Below are 21,947 nucleotides of genomic sequence, written 5' to 3'. Positions count from 1 at the left end.
CCGCCGTGCACTCCTCCGCGGTCTTCCTGATCGAGTTCGGCTGCCTCATCCTCGGGCTCGGGTTGCTCGGCCGCCTCGCCGGGCGCTTCAGCTTCTCGCCGATCCCTCTCTATCTGCTGGCCGGGCTCGCCTTCGGTGAGGGCGGACTGCTGCCGCTGGTCGCCAGCGAGGACTTCGTCGCCATCGGTGCCGAGATCGGCGTCATCCTGCTGCTGCTCATGCTGGGCCTGGAGTACACGGCCACGGACCTCGTCTCCAACCTCAAGACCCACTACCCGGCCGGGGTCGTCGACGCCGTCCTCAACGCCCTGCCCGGTGCGGTGCTCGCGCTGCTGCTCGGCTGGGGCCCGGTCGCCGCCGTCGTGCTGGCCGGTGTCACCTGGGTCTCCTCCTCCGGCGTCATCGCCAAGGTCCTGGGCGAGCTGGGGCGGCTCGGCAACCGCGAGACCCCGGCCATCCTGAGCATCCTGGTCCTCGAGGACCTCTCCATGGCGGTCTACCTGCCGATCGTCACCGCCCTGCTGGCCGGGGTGGGCCTGGCCGCGGGTGCGGTCACGCTGGCCATCGCCCTGGGCGTGGCCACGCTCGTGCTCGTCCTCGCGGTGCGCTACGGCCGCCATGTCTCCCGCTTCGTCTCCAGCGACGACCCCGAGAAGCTGCTGCTGGTGGTGCTCGGCGTGACCCTGGTGGTCGCCGGGCTCGCGCAGCAACTCCAGGTGTCCGCGGCCGTGGGCGCCTTCCTGGTGGGCATCGCACTGTCCGGCGAGGTCGCCGAGGGCGCGACGAGCCTGCTCGCACCGCTGCGGGATCTGTTCGCCGCGGTGTTCTTCGTCTTCTTCGGCCTGCACACCGACCCCACCAGCATCCCGCCCGTGCTGCTGCCCGCCCTCGCCCTGGCTGCCGTCACCACCGCGACGAAGATCGCCACCGGCTACTGGGCCGCACGCCGCGCCGGGATCGGGCCAAGGGCCGCTGGCGCGCCGGCGGCACGCTCGTGGCCCGCGGCGAGTTCTCCATCGTCATCGCCGGGCTCGCCGTCACGGCCGGCATCGAGCCCTCCCTCGGCCCACTGGCCACGGCATACGTCCTCATCCTGGTCCTCGTCGGTCCCCTGACCGCCCGCTACACCGAGCCCGTGGCCACCGGCCTGACCGGGCGACTGCGCCGGAGCAGGACCACGTCCCGCGGGGCGACGGCACCTGTTCCTGCGGGCACCCACGAGACCATCGACGACCAGGACACCGTCGGCCGCACCTGACCGACCGGCCGCAGCCGGGACGGGGCGCCGACCAGTGCTCTTCGCCAGTTCACGCCCGCCGACCAGCGGCGTACGACCGCGATCCGGTGCCCGCCCTACGGAGGCGCGGCGCACGGCAAGCCCCACTCACCGACGGCATGCGGCCGCACTCCCCTGCCCGCCGTACGGAGGCCCGGCACGTGAAAGCTCCCGCCTGGCAGCTTCCGCACTCTCCAGCCCGGCGTGCGGAGGCTGCCCGGCGGCGGGCGGCACGGCTGGTGCCCGGTCAGCCCGTCTTCCAGCCCCGGCGCGTGTCGATGCGCTCCCATTCCGCGTCCCACTGCGCCATGCGCCGGCGGTCCAGGGACAGCCGCGCCAGCCAGGCGGCACCCAGTACGACCCCGCCCGTGAGGGTCCCCGCCAGTCCGCCGCCCAGGGACGTGTGCAGCCAGGCCTCGCCCTCGGACACCGGTGGGGCCGTGATGTCACCGCTCCTGTTCACCCACACGGCGATCGTGCTCCCGGCGGGAGTCCTGGGCGGCACCCGTGCCTCGTCCGTGTGCGTCGAGCCGTCCGGCGCGGTCCACCGCACCTTGGCCCACACCCGGTGGTCGCTCGCCGCGCGGGCCGGTGACGGGCCCGGCGCGTCCTCGACGGCGACAGCCGAGACCCGACGGCTCTCGGCCCGCTGCCCTTCCACGGCCCGCTCGACGGCGCCCGCCGCCATCAGGCCCGCGCCGACACCGCCGAGCAGGGCGAACACCCAGCCGGCGAGCACGACCCAGGCTTCGACGACGTCGATACGCCGCTTGAGCGCGTTGCGCCGCCACCGCCACCACCGCACGGTTACACGCTCTGACGCTTCCATCGGCCGACACCCCCTCGTGAGCACCGGCAGCACCCTTCCAGTGTGCGCCTGAACCGTGCCCCTGTCGGCGTATGGCTCAGCCGGAAGGCGCGGCGATCCGTACCCGGTCGCTCTCGTCACCGGACAGGAAGGACGCCAGCGCTCGCCCTTCCTCGGCGACGGAGCCCCGGTCGGCCCGGGAGAAGCGGCGCAGCGGGGTGACCAGAACGGTGTCCCCTTCGAGGCTCCAGGTCGCCGCGACCCGGCCGTCGACCAGGACGACGCGGGCGCCTTGGACCGACAGGCCGCGGTGGGCGTCGTCGATGATCCGGCCGCGGTCGTGGTAGCCGAGGATCGCGTTGTCGAACGCCGGCAGGAAGCGCACCGGCGCGGGGGTGTCGGGGTCGGGGCGAGGCGCGTCGGGGAGGTCCAGCAGTTCCCTGCCGCGCTCGTCGCGGAAGGCGACCAGTTCCTCGCGCAGGGCGGAGACCGCGGCCGGCAGTCCCGCCAGGCCGCACCAGGCGCGCAGGTCGGCCGAGGCGGCGGGTCCGAACGCGGCCAGGTAACGCCGTACCAGCGTCCGCCCCACCGGATCGGAGTCGTCCGAGACGGGTGGGTCGATCTCGCGCCCCAGCCAGGAGGACACCAGCGCGTAGCGCACTCCCGCCGTCGTGCGCCACAGCCCGCGCGGCGGCAGCTGCACCATCGGGAGCAGGCCGGCGACGAGCATCTCGCCCAGTGGCCGGGGCCCCGCCGCAGGCCAGCGGTCGGCGACGGCTCGCGCGAGGTCGCCCATCGAGCGGGGTTCGCCGTCGGCCATGACCTCCCGCCCCGCCGCCGCTAGTTCGCCGAGGTCCACTCCCTCCAGCTCGCGGCGGTACGTCCCGAGCACCCGCTGGCGCAGCATCGCGTCATGGCGGGCCCGCCAGGCCACGAGGTCCTCAGCGGTGACGAGGTGGACGGTGCGGCGCATGAGATGGGTCCGCACCACACGCCGTCCGGTCAGCAGTTCCGACAGCACCGTCGGTTCGGACGCCCGCAGCCGGGACCAGAGCCCGATGAACGGTTCCTGGGGTTCCTGCGCCTGGAGACCGCACAGGTGGGCGACGGCGTCGAGGACCGGCAGATCGGCGCGGTCGAGGAGCAACTGCCGCGCAAGGGTGGCGCGGTTGAGCGCCCGGGCATCGAGAACGGTCAACGGAGCACCTCGGCCTTCGAGTCGTGTGCCGACCCGTGGTCCGAGAGGTCCGGGCGGCTTGCCCGGTCACCGTCACACGGGACGCGGTCAGATCGTGACCGCGTCCGGCGTCACCAGCGCACGACGCTCAGCGCGGCTCCGCCGTGGTTCCCGGCGTGACGAGGGATTGGGCGACGACGATCTCGCGAAGCTCGGTGCGGCCGCTGTCAAGAAACCCGTGCTCGGCTCCGTTCCCTGCGCCTCGTTCCCTAGTTTCCCTATAGAATTACTAGGGAATCAATGACGGCGTCCGACGCGCCGCACAGCATGATGCGCGTGCCTCACACATCAACATGAGGAGACCTCTGCCATGGGCGTTGCCCCTGCGCCGTCCGGCTCCGACGTGGAGTCCGGCCGGACCGGGCCCGGGAACGCGCACTGGCTGCGCGTGGCCGGCGAGACCGCGGACGACCTGGCCACGGACGCGGTGGCCAGAGATCAGGCGGGCAAGCCCCCGTTCGACGAAGTGTCACGGCTGCGGGAGTCGGGACTGCTGACGCTTCTCGTGCCGACCGGACTCGGGGGCGGCGGCGCGGACTGGCCCACGGCGTACGCGGTGGTCCGGGAGATCGCCGCGGCCGACGGCGCGATAGGTCAACTGCTGGGCTGTCACTACTTCATGTCGTGGAGCGCCCGGTTCTTCACCGAGCCGGATCTCGCCGCCCGGCTGGAGCGGCGATCCGCGGCGGAGCAGTGGTGCTGGGGTGGTGGTCTGGCACGTCAGGAACCGGCTCTGACACTTGCCAGGGACGGGCTGGGTTTTGCGTTGACCGGCCGTCAGAGCTTTGCCGCCGGCGTCCTGGTCGCCGACCGCCTCGCCGTGCGGGCGGTACGAGTCGACACGGGCGAACCATTCGCCGTCGTGGTGGATCCCGCCCTTCCGGGCGTGGTGATCGACGGCGACGCCGACCCTTTCGGGCAACGGCTCGCGGCCGGCGGCAGCGTGGAGTTCGACGCCGTACCGATGGCCGCCGACGACGTCCTGGGCTCGCTGGCCGCGGACGAGGAGGTTCTGTCGCCCCTGACTGCTCTGGTGTCGCCGGTCGGGCGTCTCCTCTCGGCGCAACTCCGTCTCGGCATGGCGGAGGGAGTGCTCGCCGAGGCCCGCGAGTACAGCAGGACCGGCCAGTCCCACTGGCACCCGGACTGGCCCGTCGGCTCGCCCCAGGATCCGCAGGTGCTGACCGCCTACGGGGAACTCACCGTCCTCACCCGCTCCGCGTCCGCCCTCGCCGACCAGGCACGGGACGCCGTGCACGGCGGGCTGGCCCGTGGTGAAGACCTCGGCTACGACGAGTACGCGGAGATCTCCGTCCTCGTCGCCATGGCCGAAGCCGCCGCGTCCAGGGCCGTGCAGGAGTCCACCGCCCGCGCCCTCGACATCATCGGCGCCCGCTCCGCGTCCTCGCGGCTGGGCTTCGACCGCTTCTGGCGCAATGCCCGGACCCACACCCTGTACGAACCCGTGGCCCACCGGCTCCGCGATGTCGGGGACTACTTCCTCAACGGTACGCACCCTCCGTTCGTACTCCCCGTCTGACCATCGGCGGGCCGGCTCGGCGGCAATTGTGAACAGCGCGCTTCACTCTTGTGTCGCCCTCCCGATCGGCGTTGACCAGGCGGATTCGCGCTGTGATTCTCATTCCTGTGAGCAATTCGGAGAACGCTTTTCTCCCCGTTCTCTTCCGCAGGCGACCACCACGGCTGTTCCGTGTGCCAGGCGCCACGTCCTCGTAGCCGACTGAATTCCCCGCAGACGTTCCGGAGTGAGTCGGCAGCACTGAAAGGACCCCGCACATGACCACCAGCACCGGCTTCGACGTCCGCAGGGTCGGCGGCCGTATCGGCGCCGAGATCCTCGGCGTGGATCTCTCCGGCGACCTCGAACCCGCCCTCGTCTCCGAGATCAACTCCGCGCTGCTGGAGCACAAGGCGCTCGTCTTCCGCGATCAGCACCTCGACGACGCGGGTCAGCTCCGCTTCGCCTCCCTCTTCGGCGAACTCACCACCGCCCACCCCACCGTGCCCTCCGTGGAGGGGCAGCCGCAGATCCTGCCCGTCGACGCCGACGAGGGCATCCGCTCGAACCAGTGGCACACGGACGTCACCTTCGTCCGTACGCCCCCGAAGGCGTCCACCCTGCGCAGCATCGTGGTCCCGCCCTATGGCGGCAACACCCTCATCGCCAACTCGGCCGCCGCGTACCGGGATCTGCCCGAGCCGCTGCGCGAGCTGGCGGACCGGCTGTGGGCCGTGCACACCAACGCCTACGACTACGCGGCGCCGAAGAGCGAGAAGGCGGCCGAGTACCGCAAGCGGTTCGTCTCGCGCAAGTACCGCACCGTCCACCCGGTCGTCCGGGTCCACCCCGAGACCGGGGAGCGGGGCCTGTTCATCGGCGGCTTCGCCCAGAGCATCGTCGGTCTCGGCCCGTCCGACTCCCGTGACCTGCTGCGCATCTTCCAGTCGTACGTCACGCGCCCGGAGAACATCGTGCGCGTGGCATGGACGCCGGGCGACGTCGTCCTGTTCGACAACCGCATCACCCAGCACTACGCCCCCGACGACTACGGCGACCTGCCGCGCCTGCTGCACCGGGTGACCGTCGCGGGGGACGTCCCCGCCGGTGTCGACAGCACCCTCAGCCACGTCCTCGAAGGTGACGACGCCTCCCACTACACCCCCGCCGTGGCCTGAGCCGCCACAGGGCCGTCGGCAGGACCCCCGGTGCCACCGGCGCCCGCCTGGCGGCCGACCCCGCCGACGAAGCGGCTCTCGGGCTGTACGGCTCACCGGGTTTCGTCGCTGAGGGAGGAGTACGCAAGGACTACTACGGGTCCGGGCGAGGACCGCCTGCTCCTCCCCCTGCTCCTCTGGCGTCCATGCCCCTGCGGTCAGTCGCCGGTCGTCCTGGTCACCAGCGTGTTGTACGCCAGTTGCAGCGCGTCCGCGCCGGCCAGGGCCGTGAGCGTGCCCATGGCGGTGCGGGTCGGGCGGGGCCAGAGCAGCCGGCCGGCGGTCACCGGTGCCTTGCTCGGCAACCGGCTGAGCCGGAACGTGGCCACCGAGGTCAGCACCACGTCCCACGGCTCGAACCGCTCGGGCAGAGGGCGCCCCTGGCGTCGTACCGCCGTGGTCCAGGCCGCCGTGTACGCCGCGAAGCCCGCCATGGCCACGAGGTAGCCGCCCAACGGCCGGTCGTGGCCTGCCGCGTAATTCCGTCGGGTGCGGTGGAGGAGCCCGTGCAGCCGCCGTGCGAGGCGGCTGTCAGTCGCTGTTGCCATGTTCACGGGCAGCGCCTGGTCGTGTTCCGCTCCCCTGCCCGACCAGGTCTCGGTCGTTTCCCTCATGTTCTCCACCGTCCTGGTGGCGCAGGCGCACCTCGACATGTCCGTCGGTGATACGGGTTTCGAAGGCGGGCTGAGGGGCGGTGGCCGGGCCGCGTACGTTCCAGCCGTCAGAGAGACGGAAGACGCTGCCGTGCCACGGGCACTGGACGCATCCGTCGGCGACGGTGCCCTCGGAGAGCGGTCCCGCGAGGTGGCTGCACCGCTCGGCCAGCGCGTGGAACGCCCCGCCGGGTTCGCGCACCACCAGCACCGGCACGTCGTCCACGCTGCGCCGCACCGGCCGGCCCGCCGGGAACTCGTCCACGGTGCCGACCGGGTGCCAGCCCTCCGTGACGACGTGCGGAACCTCTTCGGCGTGGTTGGCGCCGGACGCCTGCCGGTAGGCCAGGTGGCCGCCCAGCATGCCGCCGAGTCCGACCGCCGTCAGCCCCAGGAAGCCGTACGCCCGGCCCGCCGCTTCGCGTCCCTTGACCCGGCATGTGAGCGAGGCGGCGTACAGGCCGACGGCCGTCGCGTTGCTCAGGGCGTGCGCCAGCCCGACGCGTTGCTGCTGACGGTGCAGGTCAGCCCAGTCCACCCAGCCTGCCAGGGCCGTGGGCGCGGCAGCGGCGAGACCGACGCCGACCAGCACCCCCGACTCGCGGGACCTGCCGGACCGCAGGTCCAGGACCGCCGCCGACAGCCAGCTGCCGATCGGCACCTGCACCATCAGCGGATGCACCGGATGCCCCAGCCACCTGCCGTGCAGCAGGTCCCGGCCGCGCCCCAGCGGCAGGGCCCGCACGCCCCTGCGGAGCAAGTCGATCACCGCATCGGCCCGAGGCTCCCGCTCCATGCGGTCCAGCAGCCACAGGACCCGGTTCTGCCCCCTCGGCCGACGGCGTGGCGTTGTGCTCATGCTCAGCCGGGTCCCCACCAGCACCGACGGCAAACGGAGCCCGGAGGGTTACGGCCGGGCAGGCCGGGAACGCGGTGCGCTGAACGAACCCGAAGCGAGGCCGGTGCCCCGATGACCGAGTACGAACGTTCACGCACGATGCCCGCACAGCCCGAGCAGGTCTTCGACCAGGCCGCGAACATCGGCCAGTTGGACGCCTGGCTGCCCGAGGCCCTGCATGTCGAGGCCGAGGAACTGCCCGCGGTCACCGTGCACGAGGACCGCACGGACGAGGACACCTCCGCCCTGCTGCGTGCCCAGCGCGAACAGATGCGGCTCGAATGGGGCACCCGCGACCAGGGCGGCTACACGGGCTGGCTCCAGGTCGCCGGGATCGGCGGCGGAGCCAGTGAGGTGACGGTGCACCTGTCATTCTTCGACGACAGCCACGACCCCGGCGAGACGATGGTCAGCGCCGCCCTGGCCACCAGCCTTCAGCGCCTGGAGGAGCAGGTGCGGCTGCGCGTCGACCACGTGGCCGGCTGATCCGGGACCGCACGCCCATGGCACGCGTCAAGCAGTACGCCGTCGCGGCGTCCGGACAGTGGACCGACGAGGAGGAAGGCCGGCGCCGCCTGCCGTCCGGCGAGGTGCACGCCTGGGAGCCGGGGCTGAACCAGACCGTCTGCGGACTGTCCCTCAGCCGCTCCCGGCTGGTCCGCTTCCCGCACGTCACCTGGCAGGACACCTTCCCGGAGTCCGGCGGTGCGGCGGACCGCGTCCGGCGCCAGTGCCCGCGTTGCGCCTCGGTCGCCGGGCGCCGTGGTCAGGACGCACGTCCTCGGTGGCAGCGCACGAACCCGCGACCGTGACGCCGTACCGGCTCATCTGCGTACAGGCGTAGCCGCTGGCGACGCCGGCCTGAGGGCTCGCGCGGCGCATCCGGGGCGGCCCGGCTCCTCGTCACTGTCCGGCGCGGGAAGCCGGCCGTGGGTCTTGTCCGTCTGCCGTGCCATGGCCCGCTCCGCGAGCCCGGGTGCCATCCGGGACCGTGCCCCGCGGTGCTTCGCACACTCGTGGGCCGCCGCCTCCAGCGCCTCCTCGCGTCGCGCGGCACGGTCTGCCACCGCAGTATTGCTTTTTGCCATGGTTTGTCCTGCCGTGGTCGCGGCACTCGGAGCACGCGCGAGCGTCAAGCCGGCGGCGTCCGGCCGACGCCGCGCGATCCGGTCCCGGTGACGGGGCAGAACAGAGGGTGACCGATGACGACGATCGGTGTGGAAGAGGAGTACCTGCTCCTCGACCCGGTTACCGGGTTGCCGGTACCCCTGGCCGACAAGGTGCGCGCCTCGGCGGGTCTGGCGCACCTCGTGGCCGACCAGGAGGTGCAGTGCGAGCTGCTCCAGGCGCAGGTCGAGGTGGCCACGCCGGTGTGCGGCACGCTGGAGGAGGCAGGGGGACATCTGCTGCGGCTGCGGCACGCCATCGGGGCGGCGGCCGAAGCGCACGGCTGCCGGATCGCCGCCTGCGGGACGCCTCCGCTGCGCCATCGTCACCCGGTGGCCGTCACCGACCAGGCCCGTTACCGGGCCATGCTCACGCAGGCGCCCCAGCTGGTGGCGGAGCAGTTGGTCAACGGCATGCACGTGCACGTCGCCGTGCCCAGCCGCGAGACGGGCGTGCAGGTCCTGAACCGGATCCGGGTCTGGCTGCCAGCCCTGACGGCCATGTCGGCGAACTCCCCGCTCTGGGACGGCCACGACACCGGATTCGCCAGCTGGCGCACCGTGATCTTCGGCCGCTGGCCGGTCAGCGGCGCTCCCCCGTTCTTCCGTGACGTGGCCGACTACGACCGGCGCCTGACGCGGCTGCTGGAGAGCGGTGTGATCTCGGACAGCGGCCAGTTGTACTGGCAGGCCCGCCTGTCGGCTCGGTACCCCACCGTCGAGGTGCGGTGCATGGACGTTCAACTGCGTGCGGACGACGCGGTCATGCTCGCGGGCATGACCCACGCTCTCGTGGACACCGCCATCACGGAAACGGCCGCCGGTGCGCCGCTGCCCGACTGCCCGCCGGAGCTACTCCAGGTCGCTCTGTGGCATGCCGCCCGGCACGGTCTGAGCGATACCCTGATCTGCCCCAACGGCCGGCCGCGCCGCGCCGGCGACGTGCTGTACCAACTCCTGCGGCACGTCGCTCCGGCACTCGAGGCGTCCGGCGCTACCCGGCAGGTGACGGCCTTGGTCCACCGGCTTCTCCAGAACGGGACCGGAGCGGACAGACAGCGCGCGGCTCTCGCCGAAAGCGGCATACGAGCCGTCACCGACCTGATCGGCGCGGAGAGCAGCATGTCGTGACTCCCTGACCGACCCCGGCCGGGCCGAGGCCCTGGGCCCCCCGGCCCTGCGTCACGGCCCCCGCCCGCTGTCAGCCAGGGGGCTGGGGCGGGAGAGGTTCGGGGCTGGCGCGATCGGCCTTGGCCGCGTCGGCGAGGGCCGCGGCGGCGGCCTGCGCCGCCTGCGCCGTGTCGTCGGCGGCCTGGGCAGCCATGTCGTCCGTGGGCTTCTCGCGGGTGGCGGGCGACGGGGGCAGTGCCTCGCTGAAGGCGCGGGACACCCCCTGGAGTGCGGAGGTGACCTCACTGGGAATCACCCAGAACGTGCTGCCCGCTCCCTGCGCCAGCTGGGGCAGTGTCTGGAGGTACTGCCAGGCGAGCAGCTTGGGGTCGGGGTCGTTGCGGTGCACCGCCTGGAACACCTCGTCGATGGCCCGGGACTGGCCCTCGGCCTGAAGGATCGCGGCAGTGCGGTTGCCTTCCGCGCGCAGGACGGCGGCCTGCTTGTCGCCTTCGGCGGTGAGAATCTGCGACTGACGCTGCCCTTCGGCCCCGAGGATCGCGGCTCGCTTGTCCCGCTCGGCTCGCATCTGCTTCTGCATCGCGTCCTTGATGGACTGCGGAGGGTCGATGGCCTTGATCTCCACCCGGTTGACCCTCAGCCCCCACTTCCCGGTGGCCTCGTCCAGGACGCCGCGGAGCTGGCTGTTGATGGTGTCGCGCGAGGTGAGAGTCTTCTCCAGGTCCATGGATCCCACGACATTGCGCAACGTGGTGACGGTCAGCTGCTCGACCGCCTGAAGGAAATTCGCGATCTCGTAGAAGGCCGCTCGCGGATCGGTGACCTGGAAATAGAGGACGGTGTCGATCTCGACGACCAGATTGTCCTCGGTGATGACCGGCTGAGGTTTGAAGGAAACGACCTGTTCCCGGAGGTCGATCACCGGATGAACCCGGTCGATGTACGGAATGACGAGACTGAGGCCGGGATTCAGGGTCCGGTGGTAGCGGCCGAGTCGCTCGACATTACGAGCACGGGCCTGGGGAACGATACGGACCGCCCGCACCACGGTGAAAACCGCGAGCAGCGCGACGATCAGGCCGGCAATCAAGAACGCCGAGGCTTCCATGGTCATCAGTCCCGTGGGTAGACGATGGCGGTGGCGCCACTGATCTCTATGACGTCGACGGTCTTTCCGGCAGGAATCACCAGCGTCTCGTCCAAGGCGCGGGCCGTCCACTCCTCACCGTCGATACGAACTCTGCCGCCCAGGCCCGTCACCTCCGAGACGACATAGGCACCCTTGCCGACCAGGGCGTCCACGCCGAACCGTGCCGCTTGGGGCTTGAGCACATGGCGCAGTGCGATGGGGCGCAGGAACAGCAGCGTGACCGTTGACACGGCGGTGAAGACCAGGAACTGGAAAGGCAACGGCAGTCCGGCCGCGGCGGAACCCGCCGTGACCAACGCGGCCGCACTCAGCATCCCCAGCGCGGCGGTCAGGGTGAAGATCTCCGCCACAGCCAATACGCCCGCGATGATCAACCAGATCAGCCATGGATCCATCGCGCGCCCCCTCTCAGCGGTACGGCCCCGGAAGGGTCTTTTGCGTCCCTTTTACCCACAACGTGAAGATCCTTACCCCAGGGAGACGTCACAGACTTGCCGGGCTGGAGCCGCTGGGGGTGGTGCTGGGCCTGGCGGTGCTCGCCGGGATCGGTTTCACTGTTGCCCCGCTGATCGGCGGGGAAGAGGAGACACGCGATGACGACGCCGACGGCATCCCCGACATCTACCAGCGGACCGGCCGTGGGCCCGTCGGCGCCGCGGGCGACGACTGACGTGGCCCGCGCCGCCTCGTGAACGGCGCCGGGTCGCTGCTGCCCGTGGTCGTCGTGGTCGCCGCGCTGATGATCAGGGCCGCGATCGGCGAGCTGCGCCGGCCTGGCAGCGTCCGTCGGCAGTGGGCGTGCGCGACGAGCGGGCCTGCCGTGGCCGCCGGGGTCGTGGCGGCCGTGGCCGTCGCCTTGACGGGCTGGTCACAGGCCGGAGCGGTGGCCTTGGCATGGGCAGCGCTGGCCGGCGCGCTCGTCGCGTTCCTCGTGGGCCGTCCGACGAACAGGCCCTGACGCCCCGCCCTCCTCAGACCGCGGCGATGCCCTCCATGCCGGACTCGTCGAAGGTGGGCAGGCCCTCGGCCGTGGTGACCTTGGTGAGAGCGCCGTCGGCCTCGACGCGAAGCCGTCGACGGTGCCCGAGACGGCGTTCTGGACGTAGACGAACTTCTCGTCCTCCGTCACGGCGAGGTCGATCACGCCCTGTGACTCGACGGAGGGCGGAGTGGCGATGCCCACCCCGTTGGTCAGGCTCAGCGTGCCGTGCTTGTCCATGCGGTAGCCGGTGACGGTGGAGTTGCCGGTGTTCCCGCCGTAGAAGTAGTCGCCCGCGCGCTCCAGCCAGCACAGGGTCTCCTGGCCGTTGGCGAGCGGCTCCTGGAGGACCTTCAGCCTTCCGTCACGCTTCACCTGGTACGTGGTGACCGTGGACCTCTCCGCCTCGGCCACCAGCATCCGCTTCCCGCTCCGGTCGAAGCTGATCGCGAACGGAATCCTCAGTCTCTCCGCGCCGCCTGCGCGGCGGGGCCCGCGACCGCGGACGTGACCAGAGTGGGCGGAGGGAACAGCGCGCCGCTGTGGAACGGCGGTCGCGTCAGACTCTCGTAAGAGTCCTGCTGCGGGTCACCACTCAGAAGGATTCCGCCGGCCAGTCCAGCAACCGGGCCCCGATCACCGCGGTCTGCAGCGTGTAGCGGTGGACCGGGTCGGACGGATCGGCGCCGGTGAGCTTGTGGATGCGTTCCAGGCGATAGGTGAAGGCCCGCACGCTCAGCGACAGCCGCCGCGCCGCCTCCGCGGACACACAGCCGGAATCGAAGTACGCGGTGAGGGTGTCCAGGAGCGGCTGGGCACCGCCGCGGGCCTGACGCAGCGGGCCGAGAGCACTGTGCACCAGGTCGGCCATGGCCTGCCGGTCGCGGGTGAGGACCGGATAGACGAGGAGGTCGGCGGCGCGCAGCACGGGCTCGTCGAGTTCCAGTCGTTCGGCGAGTTCGAGAGCGTTCAGGGCCTCTTCGTACGAGTGGACGACGCCTGCCGCGCCGGGCTGGGGGCGGCCGATCGCCACCTGTCCCCCGCCCGTGGCGGCGAACGCCTGCTTCGCGAAGTACGCGAGGACCTCGTCCTGGTCGCCGGGGGCGATGCACACGAGCCGTCCGTCCTTGGTGGTGAGCAGGATGCTGCGGTCACCGAACCGGCTGATCAGCGCGCGCTCCACCTCTCGGAGGGCCGGATCTCCCTCGTCGTAGGTGGTCGTGCCGCGCGCCACGGCGACCGCGTGCTCGTACGACAGGCGCAACCCGTAGCGCTCCGCGCGCTGGGCCAGCCGGCCCAGGTCGCTGCGGCCGTACAGCAGGTCGTCGATGAATTCCCGGCGGGCTGCTTCCTCCTGGCGTACGGCGTGCCGCTGCGCCCGCTCGTAGCCCTCGGCGAACGCGTCCATGGTCTGGGCGGCGGCCGCGAGCACACTGTCCGCGGAAACACCGTTCCCGGTCGGCCAGTTCGCCCGGGTCTCGGCCATGTGGGCAGCGACCAGGGCACGCAGTCCGAGACCGGCCTCCGCTGCCTTCTCGCCCAGGGCGCGGCGCGAGTCCAGTTCCTCCCGCGTCAGCCTGCGGCCCGTCGCCGAGGCGTCTCCGAGGAGGCCGGCGTATCCGTCCAGGTACTTCCCGTATTCCTCGGACACGTGCTGACCTGTCATGGAAATCCCCCCGGTTGTTGCGCCCTTGACATCCTTCCCTTCCTGCCGGGTTCCGGCAATGCCGAGGGCGTCGGACCAGCCACCACGGCGGCAGCGGGCCGACGAACTCGGTCGGCCTCCACACCGTGCTCCGCAGATGCACCATCAGGTGTGGCTCCGGCGTGGGCAGGGGCGACGGGTTCGGCAGATACACGTCCCCCCTCCCCGCGTCCTTCCGCGTCGTTCCGCTTCCGGCCATGGTCCGCATCCTGGTGTGGTGAGCGGGTGGTCCGCAGCACCCTCGGCCGGACACGCGCGTACGGCCCGTGTTGCCGGAATCAGGCAGCGTGGCAGAACCCGCCCGACGTTCTTGCATGACGCACAACGCGCGGGAGGCCGGGAAGAGCGGCCCGGGAACGGGCAGGGCCGCCGCCCGGATCAACGGACTCGTCGCCGCCTCCGCCGCGGTCGTCCTGGCGCTCGGGGCCGGGTCCCTGCTGTCCACCCGCGACCGCACGCCGGGCGAGGGACCGGACGACCATGGTGCAGCAACTGGAGGACGCCCCCGCCGCACGGCCCACGGCGCCCCGTCTCCCGCCTGGTTCCGCCGCCGTGCCGGCCTCGTCCGTGACCGCAGCCGGGTGAGTCACCTGCCCGGGGCGGCCGGGCCGGACGTCCGCGTGGCACCTCACTGTTCCCCGTTCCCCGAGGCCTGGCGAGCCGCATGGCGGGCAAAGGGGTTGGCCCTCAGGTGGCGTGGGTCGGCCGCGCGGTTGATCGCCGTCTCCACGGCCGCGATCCGGTCGGCGAGCAGCCCGAGGGTGGCCACGGCGCGGACGAGGGGATCGTCGTCCGGTCCGCCCAGCGTCCGGGTGCGTACGTACGCCGCCTTCAGGTCGCTCCAGCGCTGCGCCTGTTCACTGGTGAGGGTGCCGCGCAGTTCCGCCAGTTTCAGCAGGTTGGACTCGGCGCCGGTGGTGAGGGTCTGGGCCTCGGCCGTGTAGTGGTCGTCGATCAGCGCGGCCAGTTCGGTGTCGTTCATGACCGGCTGGACGCGTTGCGCGATCTTGTTCATGTTGCGGTAGGAGCCCTGGAGCCGGAAGGGCGGCTCGGAGCGGGTGGCGTCGGACTGGGCTGCCGAGGCGATGTACGCGGCGTTGACCGCCAGGACCGTCTCGCGGGCCGTGAGCAGGTGGCGCAGTACGGCGAGGACACGCTCCAGTTCGGCGGGGGCGTACGGATGTGCCGGCCGGTCCGCGCGGGCCGTGGAGTCGCCCTCGGCCAGGCGGATCAGCAGCTCCAGGTCGGCGCGGTCGCGGCCGGCGAGCGGGGCGAGGACCGGATTCGCCGTCAGCGCGTTCTCGATGAAGCTGAGCGCGAAGGCGTCCTCCTTGCCGGTCAGGACGTCGCCGAGGTTCCACACGTCGGCGCGGTTGGTCAGCATGTCGGGGACGTGGAAGCGGCTGCCGGACTCGGTGTAGGGGTTGCCGGCCATGCACACCGCGAACCGCTTGCCGCGCAGGTCGTAAGTGCGCGGCTCGCCATGTCGCACACCCTCGATGCGGCGGGTGGCGTCGCACAGCGGAATGAACCTCTGGAGCAGCTCGGGCGAGGTGTGCTGGATGTCGTCGAGGTGGAGCAGGGTGTTGTTGCCCGCCTCCAGCGCGAAGTTGATCTTCTCGATCTCCTGGCGGGCAGTGGCGTTCGGGGCCTCGGCCGGGTCGAGTGAGGTGACGGCGTGGCCGAGTGCGGGGCCGTCGACCTTCACCAGGATCAGGCCGAGGCGGTCGGCGACGAACTCCATGAGCGTCGTCTTGCCGTAGCCGGGCGGGGAGATGAGCAGGAGCAGGCCGCCGGTGTCGGTGCGCTTGCTGTCGCCCGTCGTGCCGAGTTGCTTGGCGAGGCTGTCGCCGACCAGGGGGAGGTACACCTCGTCGATCAGCTTGCTGCGCACGAACGCGGACATCACCGTCGGGCGGTACGCGTCCAGGCGGAGGCGGGTGCGCTCGGCTGCCAGGAGTGCTGTACGGCGTCGCTGGTAGGCGCGGTGGGCGGGGACCTCACGGGTGCGGAACTCTCTTGACCGAGCGAGGAGTTCGTCGACACGGACGGTGAGGGTGCCGCCGCTGACGCGCGGGTGGGTGCCGAGCAGCCCCTCGACGGTCTCGGTCAGCGGGGCGTCGGACTCGTAGCGGGGCAGGTCCGGGCAGAGCTCGGCGGCCACCGCCTCGGCCAGGTCGCCGGGAGTGATCTCCGTGCCGGTCGCGGCGGCGTACGACGTCAGCCACGCCTCGACCAACTGTCTGCGGGCGGCCGGGGCGGTGAGGACGGCGAGGTCGTCGTCGTAGGCCGATGTGCCCACCGTGCGGCGGAACTTGTCGAGCAGGGTGCGGGTGCCGGCGCTGATGACGAAGCCGTCGGGGCCGCCGGTCAGCTCCTCGAAGAGGTAGGCGGCCGCCGCTCGGGTGCCGATCGCCTCCGTCAGCTCGGCGCGCAGGTCGGCGATCGCCGGGACGAGCCCGAAGGTGTCCCGGGCGCGCGCCAGTGAGACCGCCCGCCGGGTCCAGTTCTCGCGCTCCTCGGCCGTCGTGCCGTGCGCCCAGAAGAGATGGGCGGCGGCGCGGGCGGCGGGTTCGTGGCGGAGCGGGCCGGCGCTCTCGTACAGGCGCAGAAGTGCGGCGAGGATCGCGGTCGCGTCGTGGTCGTGGACGCCACGCTGGTAACCCTCGTCGTACGCCGCCTCCGCCGCCTGCCGGACGACAGTCGTCAGGTCGGCCTCCGCGAGCACGGCCGGACCGTGTTCGTCCAGCAGCCGGGCGGCGAGGTGTTCGGCGCGGTAGACCTCGGGCGCCTCGGACGGCAGGGGACGGTCCCAGTAGGGGCGGGTGGCGGCGAAATCGTGGTCCGTGACCGGTGAGCGGTAGTCGGTGCCGGTGAGTGCGAAGGCGAGGGTGTCGCCGTGCGGGACCAGGGTGAGGTCGAGGGGCTGGGTGTTGACGGCGAAACGGTGGCTGCCCAGGCGGAGGGTGCGGCCGTCGTCGGCATACAGGTCGGTCCGGTCGCGCAGGGCGCGCAGTGCCTCCTGGCGGGCGGACTTCAGACGTCCGTCGAGTTCCTCGGCCCTCACCTGGTCGCCGAGTTCGCGCAGCTCGTCGGCGATGCGGCGGACCTTGGCGGGCATCGGGTCGGAGGTGAAGTACGTGGCGATCGCGTCCGTGCCGGTGAGCGTGGCGGTGCGGCGGGTGACCGTGCCCAGGACGCGGGCCGCCGAGTCGGCGAGGCGCTCGGCGCGGCGGGCGCGGGCGTCGGCGAGGGTCTGCTTGCGGGCGGAGAACGCCTCGTGGACCTCGTCGCGCTTGTCCGCCAGCTCGCCGAGGAAGTCGTCCGACTCGGCGAACCGGGACTCCAGGTTCTCCACCCGCACGAGCATGGTGGCGAGTTGCTCGTCGCACGCCTCGGGACTGTCGGCGGCCGCGAGCGCGCCGATGACGGCTTGGCGCAGCAGGGCGAGCTCGGCGGCGAACTCGGCCCGCCCCTCGCGGTCGAGGAGCGCGCGACGGCGGCCGTCGAGCGTGGCGCGGGCGCGGTTGACACCACCGAGGACCTCGGCGATCCGTTCCAGGATGGACGTACGGACGGTGGCGTCGCCGATGTCCAGCCCGGCGACGACCTCGGTCACCGTGCGCAGTCCGTCGGCGAGGTCGTCGAGACGGGCTGCGACGGGGGCGGCCTCGGCGACGGTGGTGATCGCCCCGGCGTCCGCGACGAGCTGTTCGATGGCGGCCTGGTGGCCGGCGAAGGCGTCCTCGCGGGCGAGGTGGGTGACGGCCCGCTGCCCGAAGGAGGCGAGGTCGGCCTCGGCATCGGCGGCGAGTTCGTCGATGCGGGCGGTGTCGGCGTACCGCATGTCCTTGAGGGTGAGCAGGTGGCCCTGGGCGTGCCGCAGTTCGGTCAGGCCGGTCACCCAGGCCGAGGCGCTGCGCGGGGCCTCGCCGCGCAGGCGTCGTACGACCGCTGCCACCTGTGCGGCGGCTTCGTCCAGCGCGTCGGCCGCCTGGCGGGTGAGGGCCTGGACGGTCTCGAACTCGGCCAGGACCTGCTCGGCAGTGGCCCGGACCTGCGTGAGCGGCGTGTGCAGATCACCGAGTTCGGGATCGCTGAGCCAGTGGTAGGAGTCGGCGGCCCGGACGCAGGCGGCGGCCAGTGCCGCGTAGACCTCGCTCGTCGGGGTCGTCTCGGTGACGGCCCGCGTGAGGGACAGGCAGTCGGAGATGCCGCGGACGAGGTCGGCGTTGCCGACGCGGGCGAGCCGGCCGGTGCCGACGGGCTGGGCGGCCGCGTGCGTGTCGGAGACGTACGGGGAGTTCCACAGCTGGAGCGGGTGCACGCGCTGCGGCTCGTCGGTGTCCGCCCGCAGCACCATCAGCGTGCCGTCATCGAAGAGGGCCCAGCCGTGGCAGGACAGCGGGGTGGCGACCTCCTTGCGGATCATGTTGTACGGCAGCAGGAGGCTGCGGCCTGCCACGCGCGCGTGGAAGGCGAAGAGGACGTCCTCGCCGTTCGGGGACCGGACTACGCGCTCGAACTCCAGGTCAGCGGTGTCGGTGCCGTCGAATGTCTTGTACGTCCCGGTGGCGAGGCAGTAGCCGCCGGGGAAGACGATCCCCTGGTCCTCGGGCAGAGTCAGGCAGGCCCGGCCGATGCCGTCGAGGCGGACGACGCTCTTCGTGAGCGTGTTGAAGACCAGGTACCGGTGCACGTCCTCCTTGTACGGCAGGACGTCCAGCAGGATGAGGGCGCCCACGCGCGCGTACGCGATGTCGGCGTCGGCCAGGGACTGGAGCGGCTCGGCGACCGGCTCGGTGTGAATCCCCTCGCCCGTCTCGGTGTCGTCCTCGACCTTGACGGTCAGGGTGCCGCCGACCGTCTCTACGAAGACCTCGCCCTCGATGGAGACATGAGGACGGCGGCCGAGGACGTGGTGCTCGCGGGTCGTCCGCGTCCAGGCGAAGTCGTGGGAGGGCGGGAAGACGTGGTCGCGCTCGCCCCGCGCGTCGAGGAAGGACACCTGACCGTCGTCGGTCACCGCCCAGCGCAGGACACGGATGTCGCCGACCTTCTCCCCCGTCTGGAAGACGGCCAGCAACTTGCCCTCGACACGGCGGAGTTGCAGGAGATGGGCCTGCCGGTAGTAGCGGTGGAGAGCGGCGAACTCGCGGACGAAGGCGGGATCGTCGAGCAGGCCCGGCACGGCGTCCTCGGACAGCCGGTTCAGATCGCGGTCGTACAGCGCGAAGACGTCGCCCACCGTCGTCTCCGGCTTGAGTCCGAGGAAGACGTTGTGGCCGAAGAGCAGCCTGTCGCCGACGGCGGCGATGTCGCGGGGCACGCAGTTGCGCTCGGTGCGCAGCCGCCCGGTGCTCGTCAGCTCCAGCCGGGTGGAGCCGAACTCCTCGGTCCGGCGGGCGTTGAGCGCCTCGGCGCGCCGGGCGAGCTCGGCGGCCTGCGCGGTGAGCCGGTCGCGCAGCACCTCGTACGTGCCGGTGTCCAGACCGGTGGTCATGGGGTCCCTTTCGGAAGTCGGAGAACGTGGTCCGGAGCTGCCGTCCCCTGTGCGGCAGCTCCGGACCACGGGCCGGGTCGGGCCGTGGCGCACGCCCGGTCCTGGCACGCCGGCCAGGCCCCGGCGGCGGTCAGTCCCTGGCGCTGCCGTTGAGCTCGGCCAGCGGGGTGTCGGCGAGGCCCAGTTCGCCGGCCTTGTCCAGGAGCTGCTGGAACTGTGCGGCGCTCCCGCCGCCCTGCTTCAGGAGCCTCATCAGCAGGGCGGAGACGGTCAGGTTCTGCACGTCGGCCGTCGAGACCGAGCCGAGGGCTCGGCTGAGGTCGTCGGTGAAGCTGGAGGTGCCGTCCAGCCAGGGCTTCGCGAGCGCCTGGGCGGTCTCGGAGTGCTGGACGAAGCCGTCGACGCCCTTGCCGAGCGCTATCGAGGAGACCAGACGGTCGAAGAAGACCGACTCGCCGCCGACGATGCTGATGTCGGCGTTCTCCAGCCCGGTGGCGAGCACCGTGGCCTGCGCCTCGGCGACCTGCCGCTGCACGTCCAGCCCGGCGAGCCGGATGTCCTTCTCCGCCTCCAGACGCAGCCGGTACTCCTCGTGGCCCCGGGAGGCCTCGTCCAGCGCGGCCATCGCGGCGGCCTTCTCGGTCAGCCCGGCGGCCTCGGCCTTCAGCTTCCCGCTGATGCCCTCGGCCTCGGCAAGCGCCTTGGCCCGCGCCCCGTCGGCTTCGGCACGCAGCCGGGCCTGGGTCGCCTCCGCCTCCGCACGGCCGGCCTTCTCGATGACCTCGGCCTCCTTGTCGCGGACCTGGACCACCGCGAGGCCCTCTGCGGCGGACTCGGCCTGGATGCCCTCGGCGAGGCGCAGCTTGGCCTGCGCGTCGAGGTCGGCGCTCTTCAACCGGGCCTCGGCGAGGGTGAGTTCCTCGGCGGCGCGGTGGACGGCGGCCTGCTCGGCCGCCTCGGCGGCCTTGATGTCCTTGACCAGCTTCTCCTGCGCCTCGGCCTCCGCGGCGATGATGACGGCCTGCCGGCCCCGCTCGGCCTCCTCCACGGCCCGCAGCTTCTTGATGGCCTCCTCCTGCTCGGCCACCGTACGGTCCACCGCCACGCGCTCGCGGATGACCTCGGCGATCTCCCGCCTCTCCGCCTCGACCTCCTTCTCGGCGGCGATCTGCGTCAGTCGCGTCTCCCGCTCCCGCGCGATGGCCTCCAGCTGCCGGTCCTTCTCGATGCGCTCGTTCTCGATGGCGATGACACGCTCACGGTTCTTGGCGGCGACGGCGACCTCACGGGCCTGGTTCTCGCGCTGGACGCCGAGCTGCTCCTCCGTCTTCAGGAAGGCCCCCTGCGCCCGCAGCCGCTCCTCCTCCACCACCCGCGCCGTCTCGGCCTCCTCACGGGCCCGTACGGTCTCGATCTCCCGGCGCTGCTTGATCTCGGCGTCCGCCCGCCGGCGCTCCAGCTCCAGGATGGCCTCGCGGGCGTCGACGTTCTGCCGGGTGATCTCCTTCTCCTCGTGGCGCTGGAACTCATTGGTGCGCACGTGCTCCACGGCCGTCAGCTCGGTGATCTTCCGGATGCCCTGCGCGTCGAGCACGTTGGCCGGGTCGAGCTGGGTCAGCGGCGTCTGCTCCAGGTAGTCGATCGCCGCGTCCTCCAGGTGGTAACCGTTGAGGTCGACGCCGATGACCTCGATGATCCGGTACCGCAGCTCCTCGCGCTTGGTGTAGAGGTCGGTGAAGTCCAGCTGCTTGCCGACGGTCTTCAGCGCCTCGGAGAACTTCGCATGGAACAGTTCCTGGAGGGTGTCCCGGTCGCTGGCCCGTGCGGTGCCGACGGCCTGGGCGACCTTGATGACGTCCTCGACGGTCTTGTTGACCTTCACGAAGAACGAGATCCGGATGTCCGCGCGGATGTTGTCGCGGCAGATCAGGCCTTCCTTGCCGACCCGGGTGATCTCGATGGTCTTCACCGAGATGTCCATCACCTCGGCCTTGTGCAGCACGGGCAGCACGACCTGCCCGGTGAAGGTCACGTCGACCTTGCGCATCTTGGAGACGATCAGCGCCTTGCCCTGCTCCACCTTTCGGAACAACCGAGCGACGACGATTACGAGGAGCAGGCAAGCGGCGACGAGCACGCCGGTGCCCACGATCATGGCAGCCATGCATACGTCCTTCAGGGTAAGGAGGTTGAAAGCGAGGGAGAACCGAGAAGAGAGGCAGAAAGGGCCGGAGCCGCGTTCCGGCGACGCCGCGGCTCAGGCGGCGTGGTCCGCCGGTACGGATGCCCCGGGTTCGTCCGGGAAGAGGCGGTGCAGCGGACGTACGATCAGGCACGTCGCACTCCAGGCCACGAGCATCGCCCCCACGGGTGCGACCAGGCGCAGCATCCCGGCGACCGGTCCTGGGAACGCGAACGCGGTGAGCAGAACCGCCGCTCCGATGCTCAGGGACCAGGCGAGCGCGGTCAGCAGTGAGAAGGCCACCGTCACGGGCACCCCGTCCATGCGCCAGGCCCGGAGATCCACGTCCGCATCGAAGCTGCCGATGTCGGTGACACCCGCGGCTGCGAGGAGCCAGAAGCAGACGGCCACGACGAGTGCGGCGGTCAGCAGGATCGTGGGCGGGGCCGTGGCCGCTGCCAGAAGGGTGCGCATCTCGTGGTCCCCCTCTCCCCCGCGGCGTATTTCAGTCGTCTCCGGCGAT

17 protein-coding genes and 1 pseudogene are annotated in these 21,947 nt (G+C 71.7%); 7 read left to right on the top strand and 11 right to left on the bottom strand.

The annotated features are described in order from the left end of the window. Positions 1–5: 5 nt before the first annotated feature. Positions 6–1,258: pseudogene (locus ACZ6TU_RS29140) on the top strand (cation:proton antiporter). Positions 1,259–1,523: 265 nt separating this feature from the next. Here the strand turns inward: ACZ6TU_RS29140 and ACZ6TU_RS29135 are convergent. Continuing rightward, on the bottom strand, positions 1,524–2,105 hold the full coding sequence (locus tag ACZ6TU_RS29135; protein ID WP_469552016.1) for an Rv1733c family protein: 582 nt from the start codon (positions 2,103–2,105) through the stop codon (positions 1,524–1,526). A 76-nt stretch (positions 2,106–2,181) separates the two neighbouring features. Beyond that, positions 2,182–3,282, bottom strand: a complete 1,101-nt coding sequence (locus ACZ6TU_RS29130; protein WP_467677681.1) for a winged helix DNA-binding domain-containing protein — start codon at positions 3,280–3,282, stop codon at positions 2,182–2,184. Between the two features lie 349 nt (positions 3,283–3,631). Between ACZ6TU_RS29130 and ACZ6TU_RS29125 the strand changes: the two genes are divergently transcribed. Both ACZ6TU_RS29125 and ACZ6TU_RS29120 read left to right on the top strand, forming a co-directional pair. Beyond that, complete coding sequence (locus ACZ6TU_RS29125; RefSeq protein WP_469552014.1) at positions 3,632–4,861, top strand: acyl-CoA dehydrogenase family protein; 1,230 nt, start codon at positions 3,632–3,634, stop codon at positions 4,859–4,861. A gap of 257 nt (positions 4,862–5,118) precedes the next feature. Then, positions 5,119–6,018, top strand: a complete 900-nt coding sequence (locus ACZ6TU_RS29120; protein WP_469552013.1) for a TauD/TfdA dioxygenase family protein — start codon at positions 5,119–5,121, stop codon at positions 6,016–6,018. 197 nt (positions 6,019–6,215) lie between these two features. On the opposite strand, the gene ACZ6TU_RS29115 is transcribed toward ACZ6TU_RS29120, so the two are convergent. Together ACZ6TU_RS29115 and ACZ6TU_RS29110 are read right to left on the bottom strand one after the other, a co-directional pair. After that, positions 6,216–6,605 carry a DUF1360 domain-containing protein gene (locus ACZ6TU_RS29115; RefSeq protein WP_467677675.1) on the bottom strand — a complete coding sequence of 130 codons (390 nt, stop codon included), beginning with the start codon at positions 6,603–6,605 and terminating at the stop codon, positions 6,216–6,218. Further along, positions 6,589–7,569: a Rieske (2Fe-2S) protein gene (locus ACZ6TU_RS29110; protein WP_467677673.1), complete on the bottom strand. Its 981-nt coding sequence runs from the start codon at positions 7,567–7,569 to the stop codon at positions 6,589–6,591. Before ACZ6TU_RS29110 ends, ACZ6TU_RS29115 begins: the two co-directional genes overlap by 17 nt. Positions 7,570–7,680: 111 nt before the next feature. On the opposite strand from ACZ6TU_RS29110, the gene ACZ6TU_RS29105 reads away from it, so the two are divergent. The 3 genes from ACZ6TU_RS29105 to ACZ6TU_RS29095 all read left to right on the top strand — a co-directional run bounded on the left by ACZ6TU_RS29105 (position 7,681) and on the right by ACZ6TU_RS29095 (position 9,905). Next, on the top strand, positions 7,681–8,094 hold the full coding sequence (locus tag ACZ6TU_RS29105) for an SRPBCC family protein (protein ID WP_469552010.1): 414 nt from the start codon (positions 7,681–7,683) through the stop codon (positions 8,092–8,094). A 17-nt stretch (positions 8,095–8,111) separates the two neighbouring features. Then, positions 8,112–8,420: a hypothetical protein gene (locus ACZ6TU_RS29100; RefSeq protein WP_150478609.1), complete on the top strand. Its 309-nt coding sequence runs from the start codon at positions 8,112–8,114 to the stop codon at positions 8,418–8,420. A gap of 390 nt (positions 8,421–8,810) precedes the next feature. Continuing rightward, entirely contained in the window at positions 8,811–9,905 is a 1,095-nt protein-coding gene (locus ACZ6TU_RS29095) for a carboxylate-amine ligase (RefSeq protein WP_467677669.1), read from the top strand. A 70-nt stretch (positions 9,906–9,975) separates the two neighbouring features. Here ACZ6TU_RS29095 and ACZ6TU_RS29090 read toward each other — a convergent pair whose 3' ends face one another. Together ACZ6TU_RS29090 and ACZ6TU_RS29085 are read right to left on the bottom strand one after the other, a co-directional pair. Then, entirely contained in the window at positions 9,976–11,013 is a 1,038-nt protein-coding gene (locus ACZ6TU_RS29090) for an SPFH domain-containing protein (RefSeq protein ID WP_469552035.1), read from the bottom strand. Between the two features lie 5 nt (positions 11,014–11,018). Beyond that, on the bottom strand, positions 11,019–11,450 hold the full coding sequence (locus ACZ6TU_RS29085) for an NfeD family protein (RefSeq protein WP_467677667.1): 432 nt from the start codon (positions 11,448–11,450) through the stop codon (positions 11,019–11,021). Positions 11,451–11,512: 62 nt separating this feature from the next. On the opposite strand from ACZ6TU_RS29085, the gene ACZ6TU_RS29080 reads away from it, so the two are divergent. Next, a complete protein-coding gene (locus tag ACZ6TU_RS29080) occupies positions 11,513–11,725 on the top strand; it encodes a hypothetical protein (protein WP_469552007.1) in 213 nt (70 codons plus the stop codon). Positions 11,726–11,923: 198 nt separating this feature from the next. On the opposite strand, the gene ACZ6TU_RS29075 is transcribed toward ACZ6TU_RS29080, so the two are convergent. The 5 genes from ACZ6TU_RS29075 to ACZ6TU_RS29055 all read right to left on the bottom strand — a co-directional run bounded on the left by ACZ6TU_RS29075 (position 11,924) and on the right by ACZ6TU_RS29055 (position 21,898). Beyond that, positions 11,924–12,454 carry a hypothetical protein gene (locus ACZ6TU_RS29075; RefSeq protein WP_469552006.1) on the bottom strand — a complete coding sequence of 177 codons (531 nt, stop codon included), beginning with the start codon at positions 12,452–12,454 and terminating at the stop codon, positions 11,924–11,926. A 175-nt stretch (positions 12,455–12,629) separates the two neighbouring features. After that, positions 12,630–13,700, bottom strand: a complete 1,071-nt coding sequence (locus ACZ6TU_RS29070) for a PucR family transcriptional regulator (RefSeq protein ID WP_469552004.1) — start codon at positions 13,698–13,700, stop codon at positions 12,630–12,632. Positions 13,701–14,367: 667 nt separating this feature from the next. Beyond that, positions 14,368–19,242, bottom strand: a complete 4,875-nt coding sequence (locus tag ACZ6TU_RS29065) for a DNA repair ATPase (RefSeq protein WP_469552002.1) — start codon at positions 19,240–19,242, stop codon at positions 14,368–14,370. Positions 19,243–19,372: 130 nt separating this feature from the next. Further along, a complete protein-coding gene (locus ACZ6TU_RS29060; protein WP_467677653.1) occupies positions 19,373–21,406 on the bottom strand; it encodes a flotillin family protein in 2,034 nt (677 codons plus the stop codon). A gap of 93 nt (positions 21,407–21,499) precedes the next feature. Beyond that, positions 21,500–21,898 carry a hypothetical protein gene (locus ACZ6TU_RS29055; protein ID WP_467677651.1) on the bottom strand — a complete coding sequence of 133 codons (399 nt, stop codon included), beginning with the start codon at positions 21,896–21,898 and terminating at the stop codon, positions 21,500–21,502. Positions 21,899–21,947 lie beyond the last annotated feature (49 nt).

It is taken from the genome of Streptomyces sp. NPDC052064 (genome assembly GCF_055585925.1).
This window is presented reverse-complemented; position numbering and strand designations above follow the sequence as displayed.

Coding starts and splice junctions, on each gene's coding strand:
- ACZ6TU_RS29135 (WP_469552016.1), bottom strand. CDS start 2,105: ATGGAAGCGTCAGAGCGTGTAACCGTGCGGTGGTGGCGGTGGCGGCGC.
- ACZ6TU_RS29125 (WP_469552014.1), top strand. CDS start 3,632: ATGGGCGTTGCCCCTGCGCCGTCCGGCTCCGACGTGGAGTCCGGCCGG.
- ACZ6TU_RS29120 (WP_469552013.1), top strand. CDS start 5,119: ATGACCACCAGCACCGGCTTCGACGTCCGCAGGGTCGGCGGCCGTATC.
- ACZ6TU_RS29115 (WP_467677675.1), bottom strand. CDS start 6,605: ATGGCAACAGCGACTGACAGCCGCCTCGCACGGCGGCTGCACGGGCTC.
- ACZ6TU_RS29110 (WP_467677673.1), bottom strand. CDS start 7,569: ATGAGCACAACGCCACGCCGTCGGCCGAGGGGGCAGAACCGGGTCCTG.
- ACZ6TU_RS29105 (WP_469552010.1), top strand. CDS start 7,681: ATGACCGAGTACGAACGTTCACGCACGATGCCCGCACAGCCCGAGCAG.
- ACZ6TU_RS29100 (WP_150478609.1), top strand. CDS start 8,112: ATGGCACGCGTCAAGCAGTACGCCGTCGCGGCGTCCGGACAGTGGACC.
- ACZ6TU_RS29095 (WP_467677669.1), top strand. CDS start 8,811: ATGACGACGATCGGTGTGGAAGAGGAGTACCTGCTCCTCGACCCGGTT.
- ACZ6TU_RS29090 (WP_469552035.1), bottom strand. CDS start 11,013: ATGGAAGCCTCGGCGTTCTTGATTGCCGGCCTGATCGTCGCGCTGCTC.
- ACZ6TU_RS29085 (WP_467677667.1), bottom strand. CDS start 11,450: ATGGATCCATGGCTGATCTGGTTGATCATCGCGGGCGTATTGGCTGTG.
- ACZ6TU_RS29075 (WP_469552006.1), bottom strand. CDS start 12,454: ATGCTGGTGGCCGAGGCGGAGAGGTCCACGGTCACCACGTACCAGGTG.
- ACZ6TU_RS29070 (WP_469552004.1), bottom strand. CDS start 13,700: ATGACAGGTCAGCACGTGTCCGAGGAATACGGGAAGTACCTGGACGGA.
- ACZ6TU_RS29065 (WP_469552002.1), bottom strand. CDS start 19,242: ATGACCACCGGTCTGGACACCGGCACGTACGAGGTGCTGCGCGACCGG.
- ACZ6TU_RS29060 (WP_467677653.1), bottom strand. CDS start 21,406: ATGGCTGCCATGATCGTGGGCACCGGCGTGCTCGTCGCCGCTTGCCTG.
- ACZ6TU_RS29055 (WP_467677651.1), bottom strand. CDS start 21,898: ATGCGCACCCTTCTGGCAGCGGCCACGGCCCCGCCCACGATCCTGCTG.